Source organism: Mycobacterium sp. HM-7 (assembly GCF_053852335.1).
In genome coordinates this window covers 1,747,018-1,771,806 of record NZ_CM132657.1, presented here as the reverse complement: position 1 = coordinate 1,771,806, position 24,789 = coordinate 1,747,018, and the positions used below count along the sequence as shown (strand labels likewise).

Below are 24,789 nucleotides of genomic sequence, written 5' to 3'. Positions count from 1 at the left end.
CTAGAGGTCGATCTTGACGGGTCCGTCGGCGCAGTTGATGCACGTACGGATCTCCACGCCGGCATGCGTCAGTTCGCCGGTGCGCAGGTCACGCACCGATCCCGCGGCCAACTTGCCGGTGCAGGTGTGGCAGATCCCCATTCGACAGCCGTACGGCAAATCCAGGCCTTCTTCTTCGCCGGCCACGAGAATCGGCGTCGTTCCGTCGCTGTCGGCGGTGGTCCCGGATCGGGTGAACTCGATGGTGCCGCCGCGCCCACTGACGGCGAGGCCGACGTAGTGCTCGAACGATTCCACATGCAGCCGGTCAGCCAGGCCCGCTTCGGCGAAGTGTTCTCTCAGCGCCTCGAGCATGGCTCCAGGGCCACACGCGTAGGTCTCGCGTTCCCGCCAATCCGGGCACGCCTCGTCGAGATGCTCGGGCAGCAGGCGTCCAGCTGTTCTCGTCTCGCGCAGGCTGTATCGATAACTGTCATAGCGGTCGTTGAGCCCGGCGAGGTCTCCGGCGAAGATCGCTTCGGCTGCCGTCCGCGCGGAATGGACGTGAGCGACGTCAGGCACCTCCCGGCGGCGGTCGAGCGCTCGCAGCATGGCCATAACCGGGGTGATGCCACTGCCCGCCGTGAGAAACAGCAACTTGGGTGGCGGCGGGTCGGGGAGCGTGAACTCACCCTCCACTTCGCCCAGGGTGACCACCGAGCCCGGTGCCTGAGTCGAGTTCAAGAAGCGCGACACGACGCCGTCCGCCGTTTGTTTGACGGTGATGGTCAGCTGGCCGTCGGGCCGCGCTGCGTCGCTGCTGAGCGAATATGCGCGCCAGTGCCGTTTGCCCTGGATATCGAAGCCGATGCGCAGGTACTGCCCGGGAACATGTCCGCGCCAGCGGAAGCCCGGTGTGATGAATACCGTTACGCTGTCATCGGTTTCGCGATGCACTCGCGCTATCCGGCCACGTAGCTCCTCGGTGGACCAGAGTGGGGTGATGAGCTCCAGATAGTCGTCGAGCTTCAGTGGCCAGGTGAAGTACTCCATACCGCGCAGCACCATGCGCGCTACGCGCGGCATCTGGACCTGTGTCCCACGTTCCGGCATGTGGCCACCTCTCGCACCGACGGCTGGCTGCGGATGTGACTACCCTCACGGCCGGGAGCCGAAACGGTCGCACTGCACACATTTCCCGGCGACGCGTTGCGCAACCGCCAAACAACGGCTCAATGCCGCACGCTCGAAGCCCTCGACCAGGGAGTGTCAAAGATCAACCGAAGCAGCTGTAAAGCATCTGCCGAAACGCTGTCAGTCATCACCCGACATAGAAGTGGCGGCCATCAGCCGACAATGCAGCCTCTGAGTAGGGCGGGCGGGGCTCGAACCCGCGACCAAGGGATTATGAGTCCCCGGCTCTAACCAACTGAGCTACCGCCCCATCGCGAAGATCGCGGCCACCATGGTCGCATGGCGCCGCGGGACGACGCGCCACGGGCTGATAATCGGGTCGTAGGGAAGGAACCGCATGGCGACCGACGAGTTGGGCACGGGACTGCCGTGGGTCGACGCCATCGCGGCGTCGTTTCCGCGGCATCCGTTCCTCGAGTTCCACACCCGCGACCTCCCCGCCCTCAACGCCCGGCACGGGGCCCTCGTCGTCGACGACCTCGCCGGGGTCCCGCCGCTCGCGTTCCGCCTCCCGGACGGCACGACCTACACCTGGCACACAACACCGACAGGAGTCGAGGCCACCAGCGGTGACACCGGCGTCACCCTCGTCGAGCTCGACGAGACCACATTCTCGGCGTTCCTGAACCGGCTCCTGTCGGCCTCCGGCGCTGTCCGAACCGACCGCGCACGGCCGGTTCGCGGCACACTGCAGGACTGGCAGCGCTGGGAACCCGCCATCCAGACCCTGCTGACCGGCACCCCGATCTACACCGCCGCGGTACGCGACACTCTCGTCGACCGGGACGGCCGGCCGCTCGATCTGCGCCGGACCTTCACCGCCGGCGACGACCTCGACGACCTGCGCCACTTCTTCCACGTCGCCGGCTATCTGCACATCCGCGGCGTCTACAGCCCCGACGAGATCGCCGCGTGGGGCGCAGAAGTCGAGAAGGTCCGAGCCATGACCACTCCCGGTGATCCGTTCTCGTGGTGGTCACTGAACTCCGGCGGAACCGAAATCGTCACGCGCATCAACTATCTGGGCCGCTACTCCGACGTCCTGCAGGCGCTGTGCACAGAACCACGAACCACGGCGTACGCCCGACTGGCGGGGCCCGAGCTGAGGGTCTGCGACGACCGACTCGACGGCCCAATGGTTTTCATCAAGAACTCCGCCGTGGTCAAGGGCGACGGCGACCTGGGCTGGCACGTCGACGACGGCATCGGCGGGCACCCCGTCATGTGCCCCCTCATCCAGGCGGGCATCCAGCTCGATCACGCCAACGCGGCCAACGGCCAGTTGATGGTGTTGGCCGGGTCGCACCGTTACACCAAGCACTGGCTCCAGTGGGGGCATGAGGGAGACCTGCCCGTCGTCAAGCTCGACACCGAACCCGGCGATCTCACACTGCATTACGGCGACATCATGCACAGCACTCCCCCGCCCACAGCGCCGAATGCCGGGCGCCGAGTCCTGTACTACAAGTTCGCCGAGGAGAAGACCTTCGGCTGGATTCCCGCGGGATGCCACTACAACGACGCCCTTTTCCGCAGCGATGCGACAGGCAAGGTGTCCAGCCGCGCGGCAACACACTGAGGGTGCTCAACGGGCACCAGGCATCATGTTGAGCGTGACCGGCTCTCATTCGTTCGACAAAGCCCTGGACCTGCAGCCCGTCGATGCCGACCGCATGCGTGGCCGGACTCAGCCGGACTGGGCGAACATGGTCGGCCCGTTCGGCGGGATCACCGCCGCGGCGCTGTTGCATGCCGTCGAGCTGCGGCCGGACCGCATCGGCGAACCGCTGGCGCTCACGGTCAACTTCGCGGCACCCATCGCCGACGGTGAGTTCGACATCGCGCTCAAGGCCGCGCGGACAAACCGCACCAACCAGCACTGGATCGCCGAACTCAGCCAGGACGGCGACATCAAGACCACGGCCACCATGGTCTTCGGCATCCGCCGCGACACCTGGTCGGATGACGAGTCCCGCATGCCGAATGTGACCGGACCCGACGGGCTCGAAATCAGTGGCCCGCCCCTGCCATGGGTCAGCCAGTACGACATGCGTTTCGTCGAAAACCCTTTTCCCGCAGAGGATGCCCAGCCCAGTGAGTCGTCCCTGACGACGCTGTGGGTGCGGGACGCGAACCAGCGTGGCCTCGACTTCGCCGCCCTGGCTGCGATGTCCGACATCTTCTATCCCCGGGTCTTCCTGCGGCGCGGCGGGTTCTTTCCGGCCGGGACCATCTCACTGACCACGTACTTCCATGCCAACGGGCAGGAGCTCGAGAGCATCGGCGGTGATTACGTGTTGGGCAGTGCGCACGCAAACCGCTTCTCGGACGGATACTTCGACCAGAGCGCCCACGTGTGGTCCCGCGGTGGCGCGTTGCTCGCCAGCACCCACCAGATCGTGTACTTCAAGGGCTGAAGCCTTCGCCAACGGGTGACTCGTAGCGGCGCACGCGGCACTGCCGTCGCGGCTTTGGATGCCGCGGCGGAATGCCGGATCAGTTTGCGGCACTGTCACTTTCGCCGCCATCAGCGTCGCCGCGCTCTACTGGGTAGAGCGTGGGGTGGTGGTAGCGGTTGGTGCGGGGTTGGCCGACGTCCAGTAGTGGTGGTGGGGTCCAGTGGGTGCGGCCGTCGGGGCCCATGGTGGTGGTCCAGCCGCCGGTGTCGGCGAGGCGGTTGTCGGGTCCGCAGGCCAGGGTGAGGTTGGTGATGTCGGTGGGGCCGTCATCACGCCAGTTGGTGTTGACGTGATGGGCCTGGGAGCGGGATGCGGGGGCAGTGCAGTTGGGTTTGGTGCAGCCCAGGTCGCGGGCGAACAGGGCGAAACGTTGAGCGACGGTCGCGGTGCGACGTGCTCGGCCCATGTACAGCGGTTGTTCGGTGTGGTCATCGAAGATGACGAGGTAGTGGTCGGCTCCGGCGGCGGCCATCTGAACCAGGTCTTTGACCGGGAGTTTCGTGCCGGTGTGCGTGAGCGCCATTCCGGTGCGCTTCTCCAGGTCGGTGACGGTGCAGGTGCCGAGAACCGCGACCGGGAAGCCGTTGTGCACCCCGGAGGTCCCAGTGGCCAGCATCATCCGGCCCACGAATTTGAAGGCGTCGTACTGCCGCTGGGCCACAGTTCTTGTGTCGTTGTCGATCTGTTCCTGCGTCGGTGTCCCGGCGAAGCAGGGCTGCGGATCGGCGGGGTTGCACATGCCCGGGGCGGCGTACTTCTCGAACAACACTTCCCAGTAGGCACGGCCTTCCGGATCCAGTTCGGCGGTGACGTCGGTGCGGCCGTCGGGTCGCTGCTTGCCCATGACGAACGAGCGTTTCGGGTCGGGCTCATCGTCGTTGGGTTCGGGCCCGTCCTGATCCAGCCGATACAACAAATCCGCTGCGACTTTGCGGAGGTCCTCGGGCGTCTTGACCCTCGCGTCGGCCACCAGATCGGCCTCGCACTGGGCCATGGTGACCGGATCGGCCGCCCACAGCGGCACCTTGGTGAAGAAGTTGGTGATCACCGCGACGTGCTCGGTGTTGATCGCACCCTCGGCCAGGGCGGCGGCGACCAACTCCCACACCGGGCCCAACGGTTCGCCCGTGATGGCCGAGCGCGGACCGAGGTTGTCGCAGTCCCGCACCCGGCGGCGAGCCTCCTCCCGGCTGATGCGAAGCCGCACATGCAGTACCTCGGGCCAGTCCTTGGCCCCGATCTCTTTGGCGGTGGCCTGGGTTTGGGCAGCGGCCAGGATCTGCTGATCGACCGCCTCGGCCGCGCACTTCAACTTTTCGCGGCGCGACTGCAGCTCCAACAGGGTGCGCACGTCCAGGCCGGTGTGGTCCAGGGACGCGATCCGCACCGCTGCAGCTTCGTACGCGATGTACGCCTGCTCGATGACGGCCCGATCACTACCCATGCATCGAACACTAGTTCGAAGTACCGACAATTCGCTGTGCCGAATGTGGCCCCAGTTGTCCACCGTGACCAGCGCAAACAAAGTGACCAAAGTTTTTTCAGAGGCTCCGGCGAACCGCTACGAGAACACCGGCTGCCCGTCGGCTCCGAGCAGATAGCGCTCGGTGCCCTCGCTGACCCGCGGCGCATCGCCGCCCAGCGCGACGGCGATCTTGTTGATGCCGTTGCGCATCACGTCGAGGGTGATCTCGGTGGCCTCGGCGTCGGAGAAGTGCGCCCGCATCCCTGCGGCCACCTCTGCCGGTATCCGCGACGGCGTCCACACCAGAGCGTCGACGTAGCGCAGCGCGGCCTTCTGCCGCTCGTCGAGCAACGACGACGACTCGTACAGCTCGATCTCGGAGTACAGCGACTCATTGCCGCCGGCATCAAGCGCCGTCCCCTCGCGCAGTGACTTGCACAGCCGGCAGTTGTGCGCAGCCGCACCACGTAACCGCACCACCTCGGTCATCACGGGGTCCAGCTCGCGGCGCGCCCCGACCGAGCTTGCGAAGCGGTTCAACAGCAGGTCCACCGGATCGGTGTCGTGGTCCCAGCCGTCGGGGTCGGCGACCGGCGGCAGCCCCAGAGCGGCGAATCCGGCCCGCACGCGCGGGACGAAGTCGGCGATGAACATCAGCGCCACGATGCGAAAACTATTGGCGCCCAACGCGACAGTGAGCTGCCCCCGCTGCGCCTCAGAGATCACCGACACATCGGTGCTGAACTGCTCGGCGAAGTCAGCCACCAGCGGTTCGGCGTCGACGACTGGCCCGAACACCGCTTCATAGGGCAACGGCGCAAGGCCTAACGTCTCGGCACACGTCTGCCGCATCACCGCATTGAGCCGGCGATCAGCGGGTGGCGACAATGCGATCAGGGCGGTCAGTAGATCCTCCACGCTTCGGATTATCGTCGCGATGAGACGATCGACGCATGGGTTCGACCGTCTCGGCCGCATTCGCCTCCGACAACGCTGCTGGTGCGCACCCGCGCGTCATCGAGGCCATCGTCAACGCCAACCACGGCGCCGTCAGCTCCTACGGCACCGACCCCAGCACCGAACGCGCGGCGCAGGCCATCAGAAAGGCCTTCGAAGCCCCCGACGCCGACGTGCTTTTCGCGCTGACCGGCACGGCGGCGAACATCATCGCGCTGGTCTCCGCCGTGCAGCCGTGGCAGGAAATTCTGTGTAGCGACATCGCACACTCACTGCTCGATGAAGCCGGCGGACCGGTGCGACTCTCCGGCGCACAGCTGACGGCGCTGCCCAGCAATGACGGCCTGATCGCGCCACACGAACTTGATCGGCACATCGCCCGGCGCGGCCCGGTGCATCACTCGCAGCCGCGCATCGTCACGATCACCCAGTCCACCGAGAACGGGCGCGTCTGGTCGCCCGGCGCGCTGAAAGAGTTCATCGACTACGCCCATCAGCACGACCTGCTGGTGCACGTGGACGGCTCCCGGGTCGCCAATGCCATTGCAGCCCTTGATGTCCATCCACGAGATGCCATCGGCGACGCCGACATCGTCACCGTCGGCGGCACCAAGAACGGCATGCTGTTCGGCGATGCGGTAATGATCCGCCGGCCCAAACATTTCCCGGGAATTCGCTTCGTACAGAAGCAGATCGGCCACCTTGCGAGCAAGCACCGCTTCATCTCGGCGCAGTTCGAAGCCATGCTGCACGACGATCTCTGGTTACAGACCGCTGCCCACGCCAACCGCATGGCCGCCGCCCTGAGCGCCGGGATGACGGCGGCAGGCCTCGACCTGGCAGCGCCGACCGAAGCCAATGAGGTGTTCGTCATCCTCGACGCGACGACCACCGCCCGCGTGCGCGAATACTTCGCCGTCCACGCCTCGGACCCGATGCGCCCGGTCATCAGGTTCGTCTGCTCCTGGGCCACCACGGACGACGACGTCGCCGCGGCCCTGAAAGTTATTGCGCCTGACTGACCGACGACATGTGGAAGTCCGGAATCCGGAGCGACGGCATCTGCGCCCGGGTCGCCCAGTCGCCCCATTCCCGGGGCAGCGTGGTTTCGCTGACGCCGGCCTCGGTGGCGCGCCGCAGCAGGTCCAGCGGGCTCTCGTTGAACCGGAAGTTGTTCACCGCGGCCGTCACCTCCCCGTCCTCGACGAGGTAGACGCCGTCGCGCGTCAGGCCGGTCAACAGCAGCACGGTCGGGTCGACCTCGCGCATGTACCAGAGCGTGGTCAGCAGCAAGCCGCGCTCGGTCCCGGCGATCATCTCGGCCAGGCTCGCGGTGCCGCCCGTCATAAGCAGGTTGTCGGCAGGCACGGCCACGGGCGCGTCGAATTCCGCTGCGGCAGAACGTGGATAGGCCAAGGCGTTCACCGCACCGTCGCGAATCCAGTCGACGCGGCCGATGTCGAGCCCGTTGTCGAACACCGATACCCGTTCCGACGAACTCGACGTCGCCACGAACGGTAGGCACTTCAGCCCCGCGGCAAAAGGATCCGAGTACAGCGTCAGACCGAGGTCGGTCAGCTTCTCCCCCACCCTGGTACCGCCCGGCGCCGAAAGCGCGGTACGTCCCTCCTGCGCGCCGCGGCCGTCCATACTCCAGCCGAGGTAGATCATCATGTCCGCGACGGTCGACGGCGGCATCAGCGTCTCGTACCGGCCGGCAGGTAACTCGACCGTCCTGGATGCCCAGCCGAGACGCAGGCAGAGGTCGTCGAGCATGGAATCCACTGGCACGTCGACGAAATCGGCAGTGCTGACCCCGGCCCAGGCGCTGGCGCCGGCGCGTTTGGCGTTGATCTCCACCGAGCCGGTCGGTTGGGTGAACCGCCGACGGATACCGCCCGAGGTGGCTAGATAGGTGGTGTCGAGTTCATGCCGGGCGAACCCGTACAGCGCGTCGCTGCGGTGGAAGCCGTCGACCAGACGGGCGGCGACGTTGCCGAACACCGCGGCACCGGTCAGCGGCGAGGGCGTCTCCCAGTCGTCCGGAACCTCAAGCCCGCTCAATGCCGGTGCGCTATCGCGTGCCTCTGGCGCCGCCTGTGCGGCATCCTGCGATGCCGCCACCAGACCGGCGATGGTCGACGGATCGACCTCACTGGACTTCACTGCACCGACCCGGGCCTTATCCCCTTGTCGGACAATCGAAATGACAGTGGTGTCGCGGCTCACCGATTCGCCGTTGGTGGTCATGGTGTTGCGGGCCCAACGCAGCGATGCGGTGGAGCGGTCGGTCACCAGAACGATGGTCTCGTCGGCCCGGCCCCGGCGGGCGGCCTCGGTCAGCACCAGGTCGACAACCTGCGGTGCACCGGGGTGAGCGTAGCGACCGGGAGGATTATTCAGCATCAACGCCCCGATTCAGTTCGCGTGTTGAGCACATTGATTCCGCGGAACAGCGCGGACGGGCAGCCGTGGCTGACGGCGGCCACCTGGCCGGGCTGGGCCTTGCCGCAGTTGAAAGCGCCGCCGAGGCGCCAGGTCGACTGTCCGCCAACAGCTTCCATCGAGCCCCAGAAGTCGGTGGTGGTGGACTGGTAGGCGACGTCCCGCACCTGGCCGTCCAGCTTGCCGTCGCGAATCTTGAAGAACCGCTGGCCGGTGAACTGGAAGTTGTACCGCTGCATGTCGATTGACCACGACTTGTCGCCGACGATGTAGATGCCATTCTCGACCCGGCTGATCAGGTCGTCGGTGCTCAGGTCCTCGGTACCGGGTTGCAGTGAGACGTTGGCCATCCGCTGGATGGGCACGTGATGTGGTGAGTCGGCGTACGAGCAGCCGTTGGACCGCGCCACGCCGAGTTTCGGCGCGAACACCCGGTCCAACTGATACCCGACGAAGACGCCGTCGCGCACCAGGTCCCAGCTCTGGGCGCGGACGCCCTCGTCGTCGAATCCGATGGTGGCCAGGCCGTGTTCGACGGTGCGGTCAGCAGTGACGTTCATGATCGTCGACCCGTACTGCATGGTGCCCAGCTTGTCCGGGGTGGCGAAGGACGTGCCGGCGTAGGCCGCTTCGTAGCCGATGGCGCGGTCGTATTCGGTGGCGTGACCGATGGATTCGTGAATGGTCAACCACAGGTTGGTCGGATCGATCACCAGGTCGGTGGGACCGGCTGTCACGCTGGGTGCCTTGACCTTTTCGGCCAGCAGCGACGGCAGCTCGGTCAATTCGGTTGTCCAGTCCCAGACCTCGTCACCGGCGACGGCCTCCCAGCCGCGGGCGGTCGGCGGAGCCAGCGTGCGCATGCTCTCGAACGAGCCGGCAGCGCTGTCGACGGCGACGGCTTCCAGCATCGGTTGCACCCGCACCCGCTGCTGCGTGATCGACGAGCCGAATGCGTCTGCGTAGAACACCTGCTCCTTGACCGCTTGCAGACCGGCTGACACGTGATCCACCCCGTCGGCCGCGAGCAACCGGCCGGAGTACTCGCCCAGCAGCGCGATCTTGTCGGCAGCGGTGATCTCGAACGGGTCGATGCGGTACGGCGACACCCATGACACGTCGGCGTAGACCGGCTCGGGCGCCAGCTCGATGCGTTCGGCATTCAGCGGCGCCAGGGCCACGGCCACCTGCACGGCCCGTCGGGCGGTCTCGGCCGCGACCTCGGGGTTCAGCTCGGCGTGCGACGCGAAACCCCACGTGCCGTCCACGATCACCCGTACCGCCAGCCCGATCTCCCGCGTCACCACCGACGTCTCCAACTCGCCATCGCGTAGTTGGATGTGCTCGGTGGTGATCCGGTGAACCCGGAGGTCGGCGTAGCTCGCACCGGCGGCCAGCGCGGCCGACACCGCTGCCTCGGCCAGCAAATGGCGCGGCAAGGCAAGGAAGTCGGCGTCAACCCGTCGCAGCGCAGTCACGGCTACACCGTAGTGGCACCACACGCTTTAATGATCCGGTGGCACGCCGCAGGTTTCGGGACACCCTGACCGGCTACGCGCTGCTTGCCCCCAGCCTGTTCGGCGTCGTCATGTTCCTGCTGCTGCCCATGCTGGTGGTCGGCTGGCTCAGCCTGCAGCGATGGGATCTCCTGGGAGCCATCCGCTTCGTCGGGTTCGACAACTGGCACGCCGTCCTGACCGACCCGACGTTCGGCCGCTCGATGGCTGTGACGTTCGGTTTCATCGCGCTCGTGGTCCCCATCCAAACAGTTCTGGGCCTGGTCGCGGCCACGCTGCTGGCCCGCGGACTGCCGGGCACCGGATTCTTCCGCACGCTGTACGTCTTGCCGTGGATCTGTTCGCCGCTGGCCATCGCGGTGTTGTGGCGCTGGATTCTCAGCCCCACCGACGGCGCCGTCAGCACCGTGCTCGGACACCGCATCGAGTGGCTGACGGACCCGAGCCTGGCGCTGCCGCTCGTTTCGGCGGTCACCGTGTGGACCAACGTCGGTTACGTGACACTGTTCTTCCTCGCCGGAATCCTGGCCATCCCCGGCGACGTTCACGATGCCGCACGGATCGACGGTGCGACAGCGTGGCAGCGGTTCCGTCGCATCACCCTCCCCATGCTGCGGCCCACGATGTTCTTCGTCCTGGTGACGGGAATCGTGAGCGCGGCACAGGTTTTCGACACCGTCTACGCGCTGACCGGCGGCGGCCCCGACGGTCGCACCGATCTGATCGCGCACCGCATCTACGCCGAAGCGTTCGGCTCGGCGGCGGTGGGCCGCGCCGCGGTGATGGCCTTGATCCTGTTCGTCCTGCTGCTCTGCGTCACGCTGGTGCAGCACACCTACTTCCGCCGGCGGGTCAGCTATGACCTCACGTAACGCGCTCATCTATGCGGTGCTGGTGCTCGCCGCCGCGATCACGTTGCTGCCGTTCGGCCTGGGCCTGCTGACGTCGTTCACCTCGGCCCGCCAGTTCAACACCGAATCGCCGCTGTCCCTGCCCAACCCGCCGACGCTGGCCAACTACACCGCCCTGACCGACGCCGGCTTCGGCCGGGCCGCGCTGGTGACCGCCCTGATGACCGGGGTGATCCTGGTGGGCCAGTTGACCTTTTCGGTGACGGCCGCCTACGCCTTCGCCCGGCTCGAATTTCCGGGGCGCGACACCCTGTTCTGGGTGTACCTGGCCACCCTGATGGTGCCCGCAACGGTGACCGTCGTACCGCTGTACCTCATGATGGCCGAGGCCGGCCTCCGTAACACCTTCTGGGCGTTGGTGCTGCCGTTCATGTTCGGCTCGCCCTACGCGATCTTCCTGCTGCGCGAGTACTTCCGGTCCATCCCGGCCGACCTGATCCACGCTGCCCGCATCGACGGCGCCAGCACCCTCGACGTCATCGTGCATGTGGTGCTGCCGGCCAGCCGATCGATCCTCGTCACGCTGGGGCTGATCACCGTTGTCTCGCAATGGAACAGCTTCATGTGGCCGCTGGTGATCACCAGCGGTTCATCCTGGCGGGTGCTGACCGTCGCCACCGCGGGCCTGCAGTCCCAGTTCGACGCGCAGTGGACGGTCGTGCTGGCCGCGACCACCGTCGCGATCGTGCCACTGATCCTGCTGTTCAGCGTGCTGGGCCGGCACATCGTGCGCTCCATCGTCGTCACCGGCATGAAATGAAGTTCTCGACGCGGTTCGTCACGGCCCTCGCCGCCACCATGGTGGTGCTGCTGGTGACCGCCGTACTCATGGGCCAGACGCAGGAGACCGGGAAAACCGTTGTCACCGTTCGGCTGTGGGACGCGCAAGTCGCGGCCGCGTACCGGTCGTCATTCTCGGAGTTCACGCGCCGGCATCCGGACATCGAGGTCCGGGTCGACGTCGTCGCCTACGCGTCGTACTTCGACTCGCTGCGCACCGATGTCGCGGGCGGTGGCGCCGACGACATCTTCTGGCTGTCCAACGCCTACCTCGCCGGTTACGCCGACACCGACCGCCTGCTCGACATCGGAAAGCTGTTGGGCGACGGCGCCGCCGACGCGTGGGACCCGTCGGCGAACCAGCAGTTCACCCGCAACGGGACGCTGTGGGCGGTACCGCAACTGACCGACGGCGGCATCGCCGTGTACTACAACGCGGACCTGCTGGCGGCCGCCGGAATCGACCCCGCCGACCTGGATGCGCTGCACTGGTCCCCCGGCACCGATGACACGCTCCGGCCACTGCTGGCCCGGCTGACCCTGGATCGAAACGGACGACACGCCGGGACAGCGGGATTCGACGCCGAGCAGGTACGGCAGTGGGGCTACAACGCGGCCAACGATCTGCAGGGCATCTACCTCAACTACATCGGCTCGGCCGGCGGGCAATTCAGCGACGGCGACCGGTTCACGTTCGACAATCCCGGCGCACGACAGGCTTTCGAGTACCTGGTGCGACTGATCAACACCGATCACGTATCCCCCTCGGCCGCCGACACCAACGGCAACGGCGACTTCTCCCGAAACCAGTTCCTGCAGGGCCGCATGGCGCTGTTCCAGTCGGGCACCTACAGCCTGGCCGCCATCGCCGATCAAGCCCGCTTCCGGTGGGGTGTGGCGATGCTGCCCAGCGGCCCCGCCGGCCGGGTCAGCGTCACCAACGGCATTGCCGCCGCGGCCAATTCGGCCACGCGTCATCCCGATGCGGTGGGGGCCGTACTGCAGTGGATGGGCAGCCCCGACGGCAATGCGTTCCTGGGCACGACGGGCGCGGCGGTGCCCGCGGTGCTGGCTGCCCAGCGGGTCTACTTCGACTACTGGGAACGGCGCGGTATCGACGTGCAGCCGTTCTTTCGCGTGCTGGACGGCCCGCGCATCCCGGCTCCCGGCGGCGCGGGCTTCCCGGCCGGATTCCTCGCCATCAGGCCGCTTTTCGACGAGATGTTCCTCGGCCGCGCGCCCGTCGCATCGACCTTGGCCGACGCCCAGCGGGCGGCCAACGCCGCCGCCGCCCGTTAAAGCTTGCTGGTCGCCAGTGTGGTGAACGCCTCGATCCACACCGACAGCGCGCACATCACGACGACGAGGAGCAGCGCCACCGCGTCCTTGAGTCCCGGCCGTGCCGGACTCGCCACGATCTGTCCCACTCCGCCGCGCGCGGTGATGGCGTCGCCCATCTCGTCGCCGCGGCGCAGCGCCACCGTGATCGCGGCCGCCAGCAGGTCGACGATCTCGGCGCGACGTTGGCGACTGCGCTCCCGGCGGGTCTCCGGCCGCACCTTGGGGCGCAACCGGCGCGCCGCGAACAGCACGCGATACTCGTCGATCAGCATCGGGAAGGCGCGCAGCGCCAGGGCCAGCGTGACGGCCCACTCGTCGACCGGTACCCGCAGCCACTTCAGTGGCCGGCCCAAAGTGGCCACCGCCGGGGCGATTTCAGCGACGTTGGTGGTCCAGGAGACCAGCCCGCCCAGCCCCAGCAGCACGATGGACAGCACCGTGACCTGCAGGAATTTCAGCAGGCCGCCCAGCCCCAGATGCGCCGACGCGATGTCTACGAACGGTTCGCCACCGGCCATGGCAGCCGTTCCACCGCCGAGCAACAGCAGCACCCACACCAGGCGCGGCACCGACGGCAGCACGCTGCGCGGGATGCGCGCCAGCCACGCCGTCAGCATCACCAGCAATGCGACCAAGCCGATCGGCACCCAGCCGGGATAGATCGTCAGGACGACGCCGATCAGCGCCACCACGATGAGTTTGGTGCCGGCCCACAGTTCGTGAACGGGTGACGTCCCCGGCACGGGACGCAGTAACACCATCGACCGGCGCTGGGCGGCTGGAGCCGTCATGATCGTCCTCCCGCCGTGAGCGGCGCTTCCGCCGACTGTTCGGCGAGCTCGCCGCGATGCAGGTGCAGGATGCGCGGACACAACTCGTCGAGCCCCGCGAAGTCGTGCGAGATGACGACCACCGTCAGGCCGGTGGTCCGGCGCAGTTCGACGAGCAACGCCACCAGACCCCGCTGGCTGGCGGCGTCCAGCCCGGCCAGCGGTTCGTCGAGGATCAGGGCGCGCGGACGACGAGACAGCAACCCGGCCAACACCACCCGGCGCATCTGGCCGCCGCTGAGCTGGTCGATCCGGCGGTCGGCCAGCTCGGGGTCGAGCCCGACCATCGCGAGTGCCTCGGTGATGCGGGTGGTGTCGCGCTTCGAGAATCCTGCGGCCGAGGCGATTTCGGCGCCGACGCGGGACCGCATCAACTGCAGCCGCGCCGCCTGGAATGAAATGGCCACGGCACCAACCTGATCGGAGACCGGCTTGCCGTCGAGCAGGCAACTGCCGGTGGTCGGCACGGTGAGTCCGGCCAGAATCCAGGCGAGCGTGGACTTGCCGGAGCCGTTGAGCCCGTGGATCAGCACACCTTCGCCCTCGTGGACGGTGAAGCTGATATCGCGCAATGCCGTTGATTCCCAAGGTGTTCCGCTGCCGTACTGGTGACCGATGCCACGGACCTCGAGTACCGCCGGACCGTCGGGTTCGATGTCCTCCGCCACGATCGGCACCGGCGCGGTCGTGACCATCTCGATGTTGTCGCTGGCGCCGTCCAGCCGGACCACCCGGTCGGCCGAGTCCGCTTCATCGTTGTAATGCGTGATGTGCACCAGTGAAGTTCGGTGGTGACGGGTCAGGTCGGACAATACCGAGAGCAGTACATCGCGGCCCTCCTGGTCGACCATGCTGGTGACCTCGTCGGCGATCAACAGCGCCGGTTCACGCGCCAGCGCAGCCGCCACCGCAAGGCGCTGCAGCTCGCCACCCGACAGCCCGCCAGTGTCGCGGTCGGCCATGCCGCTCAGGCCGACCTCTCTCAACAGCTGTTCGACGTCGATGGTCGTCCCTGACGGCAGACCCCAGACCACGTCGTCGGCCACGCGGGTGCCGAGCACCTGGCTCTCCGGATGCTGCATGACGACCGCGGTGCCACCGGCCCGGCCGAGGCCGACCGCACCCGGACGGTCGATGGTGCCTGCGGTCGGCGCGCGGCCCGCGAGCGTCAGCATCAGCGTGGTCTTGCCCGATCCGTTGGCACCGGTGACGGCGACGTGCTCGCCCTCGTTGATGTCCATGCTGACCGGGCCGAGCGCGTCGCGATTGGTACCGGGGTACCGGAACCGGACATCGCGCAGGCGTGCCGGGACCGGCGCCACCACGCCGGCGGACTCGACGGTGTCGAGCTTGTGCACATCGGGAATCCCGAAGAGCCGCTTCAGCACCCGCGACAGCGCCCACCAGCCCAGCAAGGTGACGAACAGGATGTGCATGATCATCGAGAGCATCACCGGCACCGGCCAGTAGTGCAGGAACGCGGCGAACCCGGTACGTAGATCCTCGGCAGCCCGCTCCCCGCCGGGAACCGCCCCGATGATGTTGGCAATGCCGTTGATGTTCGAGGTCATCGACGCGAAGATCAGCTCCCGCAGCCGTCCCACCAACAGCAGGACACCGATGACGTACGCGCCGAACGCGGCGCCCGCGGCCACCGACGCACACAGGACCGTGACGATGCCGCGGCCCGTGCGCTTGACGATGCCCGTCAGGCCGCCGATGTAGGCGCAGAACACCACCGTCATCAGGCCACCCATCCCCGCGATGAGGAACGCGATCGTGCCGCCGGCGACGGTCGCGGCCACCAGCACCCGAAGTCGGTAGCGGTAAGCGAGCAGTCCCATCGGGACCGTGCCCAACATGCCGAGGCCCGCGGCGAACGGGACGACGACGGCGATGATGGCGGTGGCGGCGCTCAGCGCCGCCATCACGGCGGCCTGGGCGTACTCGCCCGGATTGAGGGGACCGGCTTTGTCTCGGGCGCCGGCTGCAGTCATTGCACAATTCTGCCAGGCGTTTTGACGAGTAAACTCGACGGTGTTGTGACCGTCACCACTCGAGGCGGCAGTTCGACTACATAGAGAATCTATGGAACCATGTTGAACATGACAGTTGCACCGGCGACCGAAACGACCCTCGCCTCGGATCTTCTCGCCGTCGTTGCACGCATCAACCGCTTGGCCAATCAGCGCGTCCGGCTCCCGCTGCCCTTCGCCCAGGCGCGACTGCTCTCCACCATCGAAGCCGAGGGCCGCGCCCGAATCTCCGATCTCGCGGCGATCGACCACTGCTCACAACCGACGATGACGACCCAGGTCCGTCGTCTCGAGGACGCCGGACTGGTGTCCCGCACGGTCGACCCCGACGACGCCCGCGCCGTCCTCATCAGCATCACCCCGCAGGGCGTCACCACCCTGGCCCAGGTTCGCACCGACCGCGGCAACGCCATCGACCCATTCCTGGCGGAACTCGACAGCACCGACCGGGACACTCTGGCCGCCGCCGTCGAGATCATGCGCGGACTGCTCGCCACACGCTGACGCGGTGGTTACCGCGGGCCCGGAATCGGATCGAGTGCCTTGAGCGCACCGCCGTCGACGGTGAACCGCACACTGCCGATACCTGTCGGCATCCCCGGCTGATCCTTGCCCTGCTGCCACTGGTACTGAACCGTCACGCTGTCCGGCGCACTCGCGGTCACGGTGATGTACGGCCGCGCGTCGGGCGTCGGCGTACCGATCATCGTGTTCTTGTTGAAGAACACGACTTGTTGCGGACTGTCCGGCGTCGAATTGTTCTGGCCGACCTGCACCCAGTACAGCGCACAATTCGCGGTGTGGCCGCTGCTCATCTGCGTCCACTTGCCCGACGGCGGCGCCGGCAGCGCGAAAATGGCTGCGGTCACCACGTTCTGCGCCGGCCCGTCGGCTGGTGTGCACTTATCGGCCTGCGGCACCGGGTCCGGCCCCTTCGGACTCCAGCCACAACCCCCCGTGAGCAGGGCCGATGCCGATAGCAGGAAGAGCGCTGACGTGTAACCGATGGACCGCATGGGGCCAGCCTACGGCCAAGCGCACCAAGCTTTTTGACATCAGCGGGGTTTGCCCGCGCGTCCCGCGGGGCACCCAAACCTTGTCTTTGACGCCCGGTTGGAGTTAGCCGGGCGCGAAATCAATTGTGACTAGGGGAAATTCGATGTGGCACAGACAGAAGAGAGGCCAATCCAAGAGGCCGGTGATCAAGACCGCTGCGACAGTGGCAATCTCGGCGGCATTGCCCGTTGGGGTTGCAGGATTGATATTTACCAGCTTAGGCACCAGTCCTGGACCGGTGCCTTATTTGCTCTCTGCGGCGATTACCGACTCGAACACGACGGTCGGGTTCGCGGATTCGGACATCATCGGGATGTCGACGGCCGACATCAACAAGACGCTCGACGAAATGCAGGCGTTGGGTGTGCAGAACGTGCGAATCCTGATCCCGTGGAACAACATCGAACCAGTTCAGGGCTATTGGAACTGGAGCACCGTCGACACCCTGGTCAACGCTGCCGCGGACCGCAACATGGGCATCCTCGGCGTGCTCAACGCCACGCCGGCGTGGGCGGTACCGGCAGGTGATCCGGCCGTGGCCACGCCCCCGGCGGACAACGCGCAGTATGCGCAGTTTGCCAGCGCGGTAGCGCAGCGCTACGCCGGCAAGGTATCGGCCTACGAGGTTTGGAACGAGCCCAACGCGGCACCTTCCTGGTACCCGACACCCGATCCGGCGGCATACACGAAGTTGCTGCAGGCGGCCTATCCGGCGATCAAGGCGGCGGATCCGAACGCGACGGTGGTCGGTGGTGTGGTCGGCTGGGTGACCGACACCCCTGGTCTGGCCATCAACGCGGCCTCATACGTCCAGGGCATGTACGACAACGGCGCCCAGGGCTATTTCGACGCACTCTCGTTCCATCCGTACCAGTACCAGGTGCCGTTCGGAAACGGCACACCATACGGACCGGTGGCGCCGATCAACCAGCTCGCGACGATCCATCAGGAGATGGTCGCGGCAGGTGATGGCAGCAAGCAGATCTGGGCGACGGAATACGGAGAACCGACCTCGGTCGTCGACAACAACACGCAGGCGGCGTTCATCTCGAACTTCCTGAACTCATGGAGCAGCTTCAACTACACCGGGCCGATGTTCATCTACACCACCCGTGACCGCAACACCGGAAGCACCAGCGATCAGGACACTCTCGGTGTCTTCCAAACAGATTGGACACCGAAGCCCGCCGCGAACGTCATCGCCCAGTGGACCGCGACGCATCCGCAGACGCCACTCGACCCGCCGGCGCCAACGGCAGTTCCGAGTCCGACGACAGCGTTCACGACACTCAGCGCCACGACCAAAACCGTTGCCACACAGACCTTGTCGGCGGCACAGGCGACCGTGATGTCGCTGGCCGGCATGTCGGAGACCGCTGGCACGGCAGACCCGGTGACTGCCACGCCCACCGCGACGGCAACACCCGTTGCGGCCACCGTGCCGGTCGAAGCCGCCGTCGAAGCCGCGGTCAAAGCCGCCCCGGCGACGCCGGCCACGCCGGCAACCCCCGCGACCGCCGCTACCCCGGCCACCACGGGTACCCCGGCCACTCCGGCAACTCGGGCGACCCCCGCCACCCCCGCCGCCCCCGTCACGCCGATTTCAGCCTCGACAACACCAAAGGCATTGACACCAAAGGCATTGCCGCCCGTATCCGCGACGACCGAGAGGGACGCCGTGGCGCCGGCCGCATCCACGAAAGCGAAGCCACCTAAACAGGACTCGGCGACGAAGTCGGCACCGACAAACACCGGCCCGAAGAACACCGGCCCGGGCAACACCGGACCCAAGAAGACCGGATCGAACAACAAGTAGTCAGATCGACTCATCCGGAGCGGCGCGCATGCGCCGCTCCGGATAGCTGTGTGTTTCGCGGTGTACTGGCCGGGGTAACCAATCGCCATGTCGATCACGGTCGGCGGCGGACCGCCGGAGTACGACGATGGTTTGCCCGGAGGAGTCGCTGGGCTGTACGGCAGCGGGTCATGGCCGGTCACGGGCAACAAGGCACAGCGTCGCGTGCTGGCCCTTGCGGTCGGCGTCCTCGTCGGGCTCCAGCGTCGACGTTGGCAAGATGCCGCGGTGGAATTGATCGGCGTCGCCCACGATTCGGATATGTCGCCCTATGTACTCGCCGAGGCATTGGTCGAGCTGTCGGGCGGCCATTCCCTGCGACTGGCGGGCCAATCCCGCGCCGACGCGGTTCGGACGGCGCGGGAACACTGGGGCCACTTACTGAATCCCGTTCCGGAGACTTCCGAGGACCAGGACCCCCACTCCGCTCTGGTTTGGTGAGGCCGCAGGGTCGGTCACTACCCTGTGAATGTGACTGCAACGCATGACTTCCTACTCCGCCCGTGCCACGGACCCGTGGAGTGGCCTGCGCTGGTGCGCATCTGGCGGAGCGCGGTGGAAGCGACGCACGACTTCCTGACCGTCGCGGACATCGACTTCTACGAACGTCGGCTCGCCGAGGAGTACCTGAAAATGGTCGACGTGACCGTGGCGGACTCCGATGGTGTGCCCGTTGGATTCTCGGGCGTCGCCGGTGGGAATCTCGAGATGCTGTTCATCGACCACCAGCATCGGGGCCGCGGCGCGGGATCGGTCTTGCTGGCCGATGCGATGGCGAAGAATCCGGGCCTGCTGGTCGACGTGAACGAGCAAAACCCGCAAGCCGTGGGCTTCTATCACCGCCACGGCTTCGTCACCCTGAGCCGCTCGGAGACCGATGGCGACGGACGTCCCTTTCCGATCCTGCACCTGGGACCCGCCGAATCCGCTGGGGTGCCCGGCCACTCGTCCTAATCGTCAGCCGAGGGCTCCGGCTCAGCAGTGCGCGCGGCGGTGTTCGCGGCGGTGCCGCCGATTCCGGCTGCCGCGGCGGCCGCGCCCAGCAGGCGTCTGCCCGAGGTCGACGACAGCGACTGGACCGCTTCCAACCCCGTCGCCTGCTCGGCAGACATACCGTAATGCTCGAGCAACCCGCCTTCTTCGGCAGCCGTGACGTGATCCGCACTGTCGATCGGCGGCGCAGTCTTGATGATGTCCTTCGCGACGGCCAATCGCACCGAACCGTCCTCGTCATGGCGCACGCCGGCCAACGGGACCAGCGGCTCCGCGATGCCCAACAACCCGAGGTGAACTGTCACCCAGCTCGGCTGTCCGCTCTGATCGAGGTAAACCTGGTGAATCTTGCCGATCTTGGCTCCCGACAGGTCATAAGCAGTCGCGCCAACCAATTGATCGACATCCGACATCGATTTGTCCCTTGTTCCTCGACCGCGCCACGCCACCCCGCGGGGGTCAGGCGTGCCAGCCGTGTGAATGGTGGTGTTCGTTGAGCAACATGCCCGATAGCAACCAGACCGCGCCGAACGTCGCAGTGGCCAGGGACACGATCATCGCGACCGCGCCGAATGTGAGGTACCCGGCCACCATCGCCACGGCGCCGACGACGAGCGCCACAAAACTGATGGCGATGGTCACCAAGCCCGGCACCATGGCACCGACCGGGGTAGGCGATTCATTCATGTAGTACGGGTACCCGCGTGCGTGGTCACCAAACCGCCGGGCGCGGGCCGAGCCCGGCGCGGGGACTGCAGTCGGGGGCAGCACCCACCCCGGAATGCAAAATGACCAGCACTTTCGTGCTGGTCACCGTTGCTCCCCCGATTGGACTCGAACCAATAACCGCCCGATTAACAGTCGGGAGCTCTGCCAATTGAGCTACAGGGGATTGTGCTCAGGCTCCGGGCGCGTGTCCCTGAACCGAGGCATGACTCTAGCGCATGACTGCGCGGATCTTTGAATCGGCTGGTAGCTGCCGGTCGGGCCAGACGCATCGGCGATCGTGAGGCAGGATGGAGCCACGCACCGTCATCAGGGAGGGGTCCAGTGATCCGAGCCGTCGCCGTCATGGCCGTTGGCTATGTTCTGGGAGCCAAGGCAGGCCGTCGCCGTTACGAGCAGATCGCCGGCACATACCGCGCCATCACCGAGAGCCCGAAGACCAAGGCGATGCTGGACGCCGGCCGGCGCAAGCTGGCCGACAAGGTGTCACCGGACCCGAACATGGTGCGGTTGACCGCGATCGATTCCCAGACCACGGTGCTGCAACCGGAGTCGATTCACGACTGACCCCTGATCGGCACATCAGGGGTGCGAAACTCAGCCGAGCGGCTGGTGCCAGGTCTGGCCGGGCAGGAGCGGGCCGCTGCTGACGCCGCCTTGCGGGCCCCAGACGCCCCACGGGGTGCCCACGTTCACGGGCTGGCCGTTGGACCGGCCCATGCAGTTTCCGTCTTCCTTGTTGCCGAACCAGGCGAGGCAGCCGCCGTCAGCTGTTGACTGCGAGGACGGAGCGCTGCTCAGCGCGACGATTACCGGGGCAGCCACTGCGGTGGCCACGAGCGCTGCAGCGGCGAAAAGCCGGGTTGCTCCGATGGTCATGCTGGGCCTCTCCGCTGGGGTCGGTTCTGCCCCACCATATCGCGGACGGTGGCTCTCCGCGTTACACCGACAAAGGCTCAGCTGAGGTCGTCGCCGCTGGCCTGCTGCAACAGACTGCGCCGGTACTGCTCCATGGCGACGAGATCGCCGAACAACGCGTGGTACTCGGTGCTCTGCTCGACCGGTGACATGCGCTGCAGTTTCGACTTCAACTCCGCGATCTCGCGACCGACCCAGACCTCCTGCAACCGGGCCAGCACGCTCGCGATGTATCGCGGCAGCTTGTCCTCTTCGACCTGGAACGCCTCGACCGACAGTTCGTTCATCAGGCTCGTCGCCGTCGGGTCGGCTTCCCGGAGCGCCTCGATCCAGTCCGCGCCGCCCATACCGGACGCCGTGCCGCCTGCTTTCGCGATCGCCTGCCGAACCGCGGCGTAGCCCGGATGGGTGAAGCTGTCGACCGGCAGCCCGTCGAACACCGGGCCGGCCATCGCCGGATATTGCAGCGCGGACTTGAGCGCTTCGCGCTGCGGCCACAACGTCGGGTCCTTCGGGTTCGGACGCCCCACCGTCGCGGCCGGGGCCGCGGGTGCCGACGGGCGCCGGCTGTCCCGCTTCGACGTGGCGGGGCCCGCCTTGGCGGTCTCGCGCACCCGCGAAATCACCTGCGCCACATCGTCCCAACCCACCCAGCCGGCGAGCTGACGGGCGTATTCGTCACGCAGCGTGGGGTCCTTGATCCGCGCGGCCAGCGGCACACAGCGGCGCAGCGCCGCGACCCGGCCCTCGGCGCTGTCCAGGTCATGCTCTTCGAGCGCGGTGCGAATCACGAACTCGAACAACGGGGTTCGGCGCGCCACCAGATCACGCAGCGCACCATCGCCGGACTTGAGCCGCAGATCGCACGGGTCCATCCCGTCGGAGGCCACCGCGACGAACGACTGGCCGGTCAGATTCTGTTCGCCCTCAAACGCTTTCACGGCGGCGGCGCGTCCGGCGGCGTCACCGTCGAACACGTAGATCAGTTCGCCGCGAAAGAAGTTGTCGTCCATCATCAGCCGCCGCAGCATCGACAGGTGCTCGTCGCCGAAGGCCGTGCCGCAGGACGCGACCGCGGTGGTCACGCCGGAAAGGTGCATCGCCATGACGTCGGTGTAGCCCTCGACGACGACGGCCTGATGCCCCTTGGCGATGTCACGCTTGGCCAGGTCGAGACCGAACAGCACGTTGGATTTCTTGTACAACACCGTTTCCGGCGTGTTGACGTACTTGGCTTCCATGTGGTCGTCGTCGAACAGGCGGCGGGCACCGAACCCGATCACCTCACTCGTCGCGCCCCGGATGGGCCACAGCAGCCGGCGGTGGAACCGGTCCATCGGGCCGCGGCGACCCTCGCGGGACAGCCCGGCGGCCTCCAGCTCCTTGAAGGTGAATCCCTTGCGCAGCAAGTGTTTTGTCAGGGTGTCCCAGCCCGACGGTGCGAATCCGCAGCCGAAACGTTTGGCCGCGTCGGCGTCGAAGTTCCGGTCGATCAGGTACTGGCGGGCAGCGGCGGCTTCCGCCGACTGCAGCGCCTCGGCGTAGAACTCCTGCGCGGCGGTGTTGGCGGCGAGCAGGCGGCTGCGGCTGCCCTTGTCCCGCTGCACGTTGGTGGTCGAGGATCCCTCGTAGCTGATCGGGTAGTTCAGCCGGTCTGCGAGCAGCTCCACGGCCTCGACGAAGGTGACGTGCTCGATCTTCTGCACGAACGCGTAGACGTCGCCGCCCTCGGCACAGCCGAAGCAGTGGAACAGGCCGTGGTTCGGCCGCACATGGAACGACGGCGACTTCTCGTCGTGGAACGGGCACAGGCCCTTGAGCGAGTCGGCGCCCGCACGTCGCAGCTGCACGTGCTCGCCGACGATGTCCTCGATACGGGTGCGTTCACGAATGGCCGCGATATCGCGATCAGGAATCCGGCCGGCCACGCGCCCAGTGTAGGCGGCGCTTTTCCGGAGGTTGACCGGGTTTGGCCGCGGCCCGTTGCCCGCTAATCCAAGGGCCGCGGCGAGCGCGCCTCGTGGACGCGTTCCAGCCGGGTCTCGGTGTACGACGCGATCTGGTCGACGACCACCCGCAGCCTGGCGCCGTCGTCGTCCGCGAGGGCGAACTCGGCGGCGAACTGCGGGTCGAGGCTCGCCGGGGCCTGGCCCCACAGCGACAGCGCCACTTCACGGACCATGGTGCGCTGATCGGCCTGAATCTGCAGGTGCTGGTGGTCGGACATGATGAACTGCAGGGCCAGCATCTTGAGCACTGCCACCTCGGCCCGAACCAGGGCCGGCACCGCGAGCTCGGCTTCGAAACGGCGCATGGTCGCGCGCCCCGCCTGCTTCTTGGTCTCGGTGACCGCCGCGTTGGCGAACCGGCCGACCAGCTCGCTGGTGAGCCGCTTGAGCGCCACCGACGTCGCGACCGAACCGTCGTACTTGCCGACGCCCGTGACCACCGGCAGCTGCGACAACCGCGCAGCGGCCGCCAGCATGTCGTCGTGCGTCACCGTCGGCTGGGACCGCGCGCCGAGTCGGGCCAGGGTGTCGGCGGCGTCCGCGTCGGCGAGGACACGCAGATCGATGCGGCCGGAGATGATGCCGTCCTCGACGTCGTGCACGGAATACGCGACGTCGTCGGCCCAGTCCATGACCTGGGCCTCCAGGCACAGCCGTTCGGCGGGCGCGCCCTCACGCACCCAGGCCGCGGCGGCCGCGTCGTCGTCGTAAAAACCGAATTTGACACGGTCCTCACGGAACCACGGGTACTTGATCACGGCGTCCAGCGCCGCCCGGGTCAGGTTCAGCCCGGCCGAACGGCCCGCACTGTCAAGCGCTTTCGGTTCGAGGCGGGTCAGGATCCGGAAATTCTGGGCGTTGCCCTCGAATCCGCCGAACGGTTTGGCGATCTCGTCGAGCGCACGTTCGCCGTTGTGGCCGTAGGGCGGGTGGCCGATGTCGTGGGCCAGACCGGCGAGGTCGACCAGGTCGGGATCACACCCCAGCCCGACGGCCATGTGGCGCCCGATCTGGGCGACTTCGAGCGAGTGGGTGAGCCGGGTTCGCGGCGTCTCTCCCTGGCGTGGCCCGACCACCTGGGTCTTGTCGGCGAGCCGCCGGAGCGCGGCGCTGTGCAGCACGCGGGCCCGGTCCCGCGCGAAATCCGTGCGGTGTCCGGCATCGGTACCGGGCAGCGTGGCGCTCTTGACGCCCTCCCCGACCAGCCGCTGCCGGTCGAAGTCGCTGTATCCATCGCGTGCAATGCCCACGGCGGAAGTCTGCCAGCCCGGGCGCGCCCGCTGGCCAGACACCCTCAAGCTTGGGCGCCTTAACTAGA

The 24,789-nt window shown here is 67.1% G+C and carries 24 protein-coding genes and 2 tRNA genes; 11 read left to right on the top strand and 15 right to left on the bottom strand.

Annotation, left to right across the window (positions count from 1 at the left end; all coding sequences use genetic code 11):
* Positions 1–1,092 carry a ferredoxin reductase gene (locus ACWW1C_RS08460; RefSeq protein ID WP_455983013.1) on the bottom strand — a complete coding sequence of 364 codons (1,092 nt, stop codon included), beginning with the start codon at positions 1,090–1,092 and terminating at the stop codon, positions 1–3.
* Positions 1,093–1,349: 257 nt separating this feature from the next.
* Positions 1,350–1,423 (bottom strand) — tRNA-Ile (locus tag ACWW1C_RS08455).
* 87 nt (positions 1,424–1,510) lie between these two features.
* On the opposite strand from ACWW1C_RS08455, the gene ACWW1C_RS08450 reads away from it, so the two are divergent.
* On the top strand, positions 1,511–2,752 hold the full coding sequence (locus tag ACWW1C_RS08450; RefSeq protein WP_455983012.1) for a phytanoyl-CoA dioxygenase family protein: 1,242 nt from the start codon (positions 1,511–1,513) through the stop codon (positions 2,750–2,752).
* Between the two features lie 34 nt (positions 2,753–2,786).
* Positions 2,787–3,590, top strand: coding sequence for an acyl-CoA thioesterase (locus ACWW1C_RS08445; protein ID WP_455983011.1), 804 nt, complete (start codon positions 2,787–2,789; stop codon positions 3,588–3,590).
* A 79-nt stretch (positions 3,591–3,669) separates the two neighbouring features.
* On the opposite strand, the gene ACWW1C_RS08440 is transcribed toward ACWW1C_RS08445, so the two are convergent.
* A complete protein-coding gene (locus ACWW1C_RS08440; protein ID WP_455983010.1) occupies positions 3,670–5,076 on the bottom strand; it encodes a DUF222 domain-containing protein in 1,407 nt (468 codons plus the stop codon).
* Between the two features lie 117 nt (positions 5,077–5,193).
* The gene (locus ACWW1C_RS08435; protein WP_455984199.1) at positions 5,194–6,036 is read right to left on the bottom strand and encodes a carboxymuconolactone decarboxylase family protein; all 843 of its coding nucleotides are present in this window, start codon (positions 6,034–6,036) and stop codon (positions 5,194–5,196) included.
* A gap of 14 nt (positions 6,037–6,050) precedes the next feature.
* Here ACWW1C_RS08435 and ACWW1C_RS08430 point away from each other — a divergent pair, with 14 nt between their 5' ends.
* Complete coding sequence (locus ACWW1C_RS08430) at positions 6,051–7,076, top strand: threonine aldolase family protein (RefSeq protein ID WP_455983009.1); 1,026 nt, start codon at positions 6,051–6,053, stop codon at positions 7,074–7,076.
* Here ACWW1C_RS08430 and ACWW1C_RS08425 read toward each other — a convergent pair.
* A complete protein-coding gene (locus ACWW1C_RS08425; RefSeq protein WP_455983008.1) occupies positions 7,060–8,460 on the bottom strand; it encodes a metallopeptidase TldD-related protein in 1,401 nt (466 codons plus the stop codon). The two genes, ACWW1C_RS08430 and ACWW1C_RS08425, sit on opposite strands and share 17 nt — an antisense overlap.
* Positions 8,460–9,977: a TldD/PmbA family protein gene (locus tag ACWW1C_RS08420; RefSeq protein WP_455983007.1), complete on the bottom strand. Its 1,518-nt coding sequence runs from the start codon at positions 9,975–9,977 to the stop codon at positions 8,460–8,462. The genes ACWW1C_RS08425 and ACWW1C_RS08420 overlap by 1 nt, the downstream gene beginning before the upstream one ends.
* 38 nt (positions 9,978–10,015) lie before the next feature.
* Here ACWW1C_RS08420 and ACWW1C_RS08415 point away from each other — a divergent pair, with 38 nt between their 5' ends.
* The 3 genes from ACWW1C_RS08415 to ACWW1C_RS08405 are packed head-to-tail and all read left to right on the top strand — an operon-like array spanning position 10,016 to position 13,006.
* Positions 10,016–10,888, top strand: a complete 873-nt coding sequence (locus ACWW1C_RS08415) for a carbohydrate ABC transporter permease (protein ID WP_455983006.1) — start codon at positions 10,016–10,018, stop codon at positions 10,886–10,888.
* Positions 10,875–11,687, top strand: coding sequence for a carbohydrate ABC transporter permease (locus tag ACWW1C_RS08410; protein WP_455983005.1), 813 nt, complete (start codon positions 10,875–10,877; stop codon positions 11,685–11,687). Before ACWW1C_RS08415 ends, ACWW1C_RS08410 begins: the two co-directional genes overlap by 14 nt.
* Positions 11,684–13,006 carry an ABC transporter substrate-binding protein gene (locus ACWW1C_RS08405; protein ID WP_455983004.1) on the top strand — a complete coding sequence of 441 codons (1,323 nt, stop codon included), beginning with the start codon at positions 11,684–11,686 and terminating at the stop codon, positions 13,004–13,006. The genes ACWW1C_RS08410 and ACWW1C_RS08405 overlap by 4 nt, the downstream gene beginning before the upstream one ends.
* Here the strand turns inward: ACWW1C_RS08405 and ACWW1C_RS08400 are convergent.
* Positions 13,003–13,839 (bottom strand): CbiQ family ECF transporter T component, encoded by an 837-nt coding sequence (locus ACWW1C_RS08400; RefSeq protein ID WP_455983003.1) that lies wholly within the window; start codon positions 13,837–13,839, stop codon positions 13,003–13,005. The two genes, ACWW1C_RS08405 and ACWW1C_RS08400, sit on opposite strands and share 4 nt — an antisense overlap.
* Positions 13,836–15,875, bottom strand: coding sequence for an ATP-binding cassette domain-containing protein (locus tag ACWW1C_RS08395; RefSeq protein ID WP_455983002.1), 2,040 nt, complete (start codon positions 15,873–15,875; stop codon positions 13,836–13,838). The genes ACWW1C_RS08400 and ACWW1C_RS08395 overlap by 4 nt, the downstream gene beginning before the upstream one ends.
* A gap of 99 nt (positions 15,876–15,974) precedes the next feature.
* Between ACWW1C_RS08395 and ACWW1C_RS08390 the strand changes: the two genes are divergently transcribed.
* Positions 15,975–16,418 (top strand): MarR family winged helix-turn-helix transcriptional regulator, encoded by a 444-nt coding sequence (locus tag ACWW1C_RS08390; protein WP_455983001.1) that lies wholly within the window; start codon positions 15,975–15,977, stop codon positions 16,416–16,418.
* Between the two features lie 8 nt (positions 16,419–16,426).
* On the opposite strand, the gene ACWW1C_RS08385 is transcribed toward ACWW1C_RS08390, so the two are convergent.
* On the bottom strand, positions 16,427–16,930 hold the full coding sequence (locus ACWW1C_RS08385) for an LppP/LprE family lipoprotein (RefSeq protein ID WP_455983000.1): 504 nt from the start codon (positions 16,928–16,930) through the stop codon (positions 16,427–16,429).
* 182 nt (positions 16,931–17,112) lie between these two features.
* Between ACWW1C_RS08385 and ACWW1C_RS08380 the strand changes: the two genes are divergently transcribed.
* The 3 genes from ACWW1C_RS08380 to ACWW1C_RS08370 all read left to right on the top strand — a co-directional run bounded on the left by ACWW1C_RS08380 (position 17,113) and on the right by ACWW1C_RS08370 (position 19,779).
* Positions 17,113–18,786 (top strand): cellulase family glycosylhydrolase, encoded by a 1,674-nt coding sequence (locus tag ACWW1C_RS08380; protein WP_455982999.1) that lies wholly within the window; start codon positions 17,113–17,115, stop codon positions 18,784–18,786.
* A gap of 87 nt (positions 18,787–18,873) precedes the next feature.
* Complete coding sequence (locus ACWW1C_RS08375; RefSeq protein ID WP_455982998.1) at positions 18,874–19,266, top strand: hypothetical protein; 393 nt, start codon at positions 18,874–18,876, stop codon at positions 19,264–19,266.
* Positions 19,267–19,290: 24 nt separating this feature from the next.
* Entirely contained in the window at positions 19,291–19,779 is a 489-nt protein-coding gene (locus ACWW1C_RS08370) for a GNAT family N-acetyltransferase (protein ID WP_455982997.1), read from the top strand.
* Here ACWW1C_RS08370 and ACWW1C_RS08365 read toward each other — a convergent pair.
* The 3 genes from ACWW1C_RS08365 to ACWW1C_RS08355 form a co-directional block, all read right to left on the bottom strand.
* Positions 19,776–20,231: a PRC-barrel domain-containing protein gene (locus ACWW1C_RS08365; RefSeq protein WP_455982996.1), complete on the bottom strand. Its 456-nt coding sequence runs from the start codon at positions 20,229–20,231 to the stop codon at positions 19,776–19,778. The genes ACWW1C_RS08370 and ACWW1C_RS08365 overlap by 4 nt on opposite strands.
* Before the next feature lie 46 nt (positions 20,232–20,277).
* On the bottom strand, positions 20,278–20,505 hold the full coding sequence (locus ACWW1C_RS08360; protein WP_455982995.1) for a hypothetical protein: 228 nt from the start codon (positions 20,503–20,505) through the stop codon (positions 20,278–20,280).
* Positions 20,506–20,637: 132 nt separating this feature from the next.
* A tRNA-Asn gene (locus ACWW1C_RS08355) sits at positions 20,638–20,710 on the bottom strand.
* Between the two features lie 158 nt (positions 20,711–20,868).
* Between ACWW1C_RS08355 and ACWW1C_RS08350 the strand changes: the two genes are divergently transcribed.
* A complete protein-coding gene (locus ACWW1C_RS08350) occupies positions 20,869–21,111 on the top strand; it encodes a hypothetical protein (RefSeq protein WP_455982994.1) in 243 nt (80 codons plus the stop codon).
* A 30-nt stretch (positions 21,112–21,141) separates the two neighbouring features.
* Here ACWW1C_RS08350 and ACWW1C_RS08345 read toward each other — a convergent pair whose 3' ends face one another.
* The 3 genes from ACWW1C_RS08345 to ACWW1C_RS08335 form a co-directional block, all read right to left on the bottom strand.
* Positions 21,142–21,423: a DUF7155 family protein gene (locus tag ACWW1C_RS08345; RefSeq protein ID WP_455982993.1), complete on the bottom strand. Its 282-nt coding sequence runs from the start codon at positions 21,421–21,423 to the stop codon at positions 21,142–21,144.
* Positions 21,424–21,500: 77 nt separating this feature from the next.
* On the bottom strand, positions 21,501–23,390 hold the full coding sequence (gene dnaG, locus ACWW1C_RS08340) for a DNA primase (protein WP_455982992.1): 1,890 nt from the start codon (positions 23,388–23,390) through the stop codon (positions 21,501–21,503).
* Between the two features lie 62 nt (positions 23,391–23,452).
* Positions 23,453–24,721 (bottom strand): deoxyguanosinetriphosphate triphosphohydrolase, encoded by a 1,269-nt coding sequence (locus tag ACWW1C_RS08335; protein ID WP_455982991.1) that lies wholly within the window; start codon positions 24,719–24,721, stop codon positions 23,453–23,455.
* Between the last annotated feature and the right edge of the window lie 68 nt (positions 24,722–24,789).

Bases quoted from the DNA above. Each gene is read 5' to 3' on its own strand.
- ACWW1C_RS08460 (WP_455983013.1), bottom strand. From the start codon at position 1,092: ATGCCGGAACGTGGGACACAGGTCCAGATGCCGCGCGTAGCGCGCATG.
- ACWW1C_RS08450 (WP_455983012.1), top strand. From the start codon at position 1,511: ATGGCGACCGACGAGTTGGGCACGGGACTGCCGTGGGTCGACGCCATC.
- ACWW1C_RS08440 (WP_455983010.1), bottom strand. From the start codon at position 5,076: ATGGGTAGTGATCGGGCCGTCATCGAGCAGGCGTACATCGCGTACGAA.
- ACWW1C_RS08430 (WP_455983009.1), top strand. From the start codon at position 6,051: ATGGGTTCGACCGTCTCGGCCGCATTCGCCTCCGACAACGCTGCTGGT.
- ACWW1C_RS08425 (WP_455983008.1), bottom strand. From the start codon at position 8,460: ATGCTGAATAATCCTCCCGGTCGCTACGCTCACCCCGGTGCACCGCAG.
- ACWW1C_RS08410 (WP_455983005.1), top strand. From the start codon at position 10,875: ATGACCTCACGTAACGCGCTCATCTATGCGGTGCTGGTGCTCGCCGCC.
- ACWW1C_RS08405 (WP_455983004.1), top strand. From the start codon at position 11,684: ATGAAGTTCTCGACGCGGTTCGTCACGGCCCTCGCCGCCACCATGGTG.
- ACWW1C_RS08400 (WP_455983003.1), bottom strand. From the start codon at position 13,839: ATGACGGCTCCAGCCGCCCAGCGCCGGTCGATGGTGTTACTGCGTCCC.
- ACWW1C_RS08395 (WP_455983002.1), bottom strand. From the start codon at position 15,875: ATGACTGCAGCCGGCGCCCGAGACAAAGCCGGTCCCCTCAATCCGGGC.
- ACWW1C_RS08390 (WP_455983001.1), top strand. From the start codon at position 15,975: ATGTTGAACATGACAGTTGCACCGGCGACCGAAACGACCCTCGCCTCG.
- ACWW1C_RS08385 (WP_455983000.1), bottom strand. From the start codon at position 16,930: ATGCGGTCCATCGGTTACACGTCAGCGCTCTTCCTGCTATCGGCATCG.
- ACWW1C_RS08375 (WP_455982998.1), top strand. From the start codon at position 18,874: ATGTCGATCACGGTCGGCGGCGGACCGCCGGAGTACGACGATGGTTTG.
- ACWW1C_RS08365 (WP_455982996.1), bottom strand. From the start codon at position 20,231: ATGTCGGATGTCGATCAATTGGTTGGCGCGACTGCTTATGACCTGTCG.
- ACWW1C_RS08360 (WP_455982995.1), bottom strand. From the start codon at position 20,505: ATGAATGAATCGCCTACCCCGGTCGGTGCCATGGTGCCGGGCTTGGTG.
- ACWW1C_RS08345 (WP_455982993.1), bottom strand. From the start codon at position 21,423: ATGACCATCGGAGCAACCCGGCTTTTCGCCGCTGCAGCGCTCGTGGCC.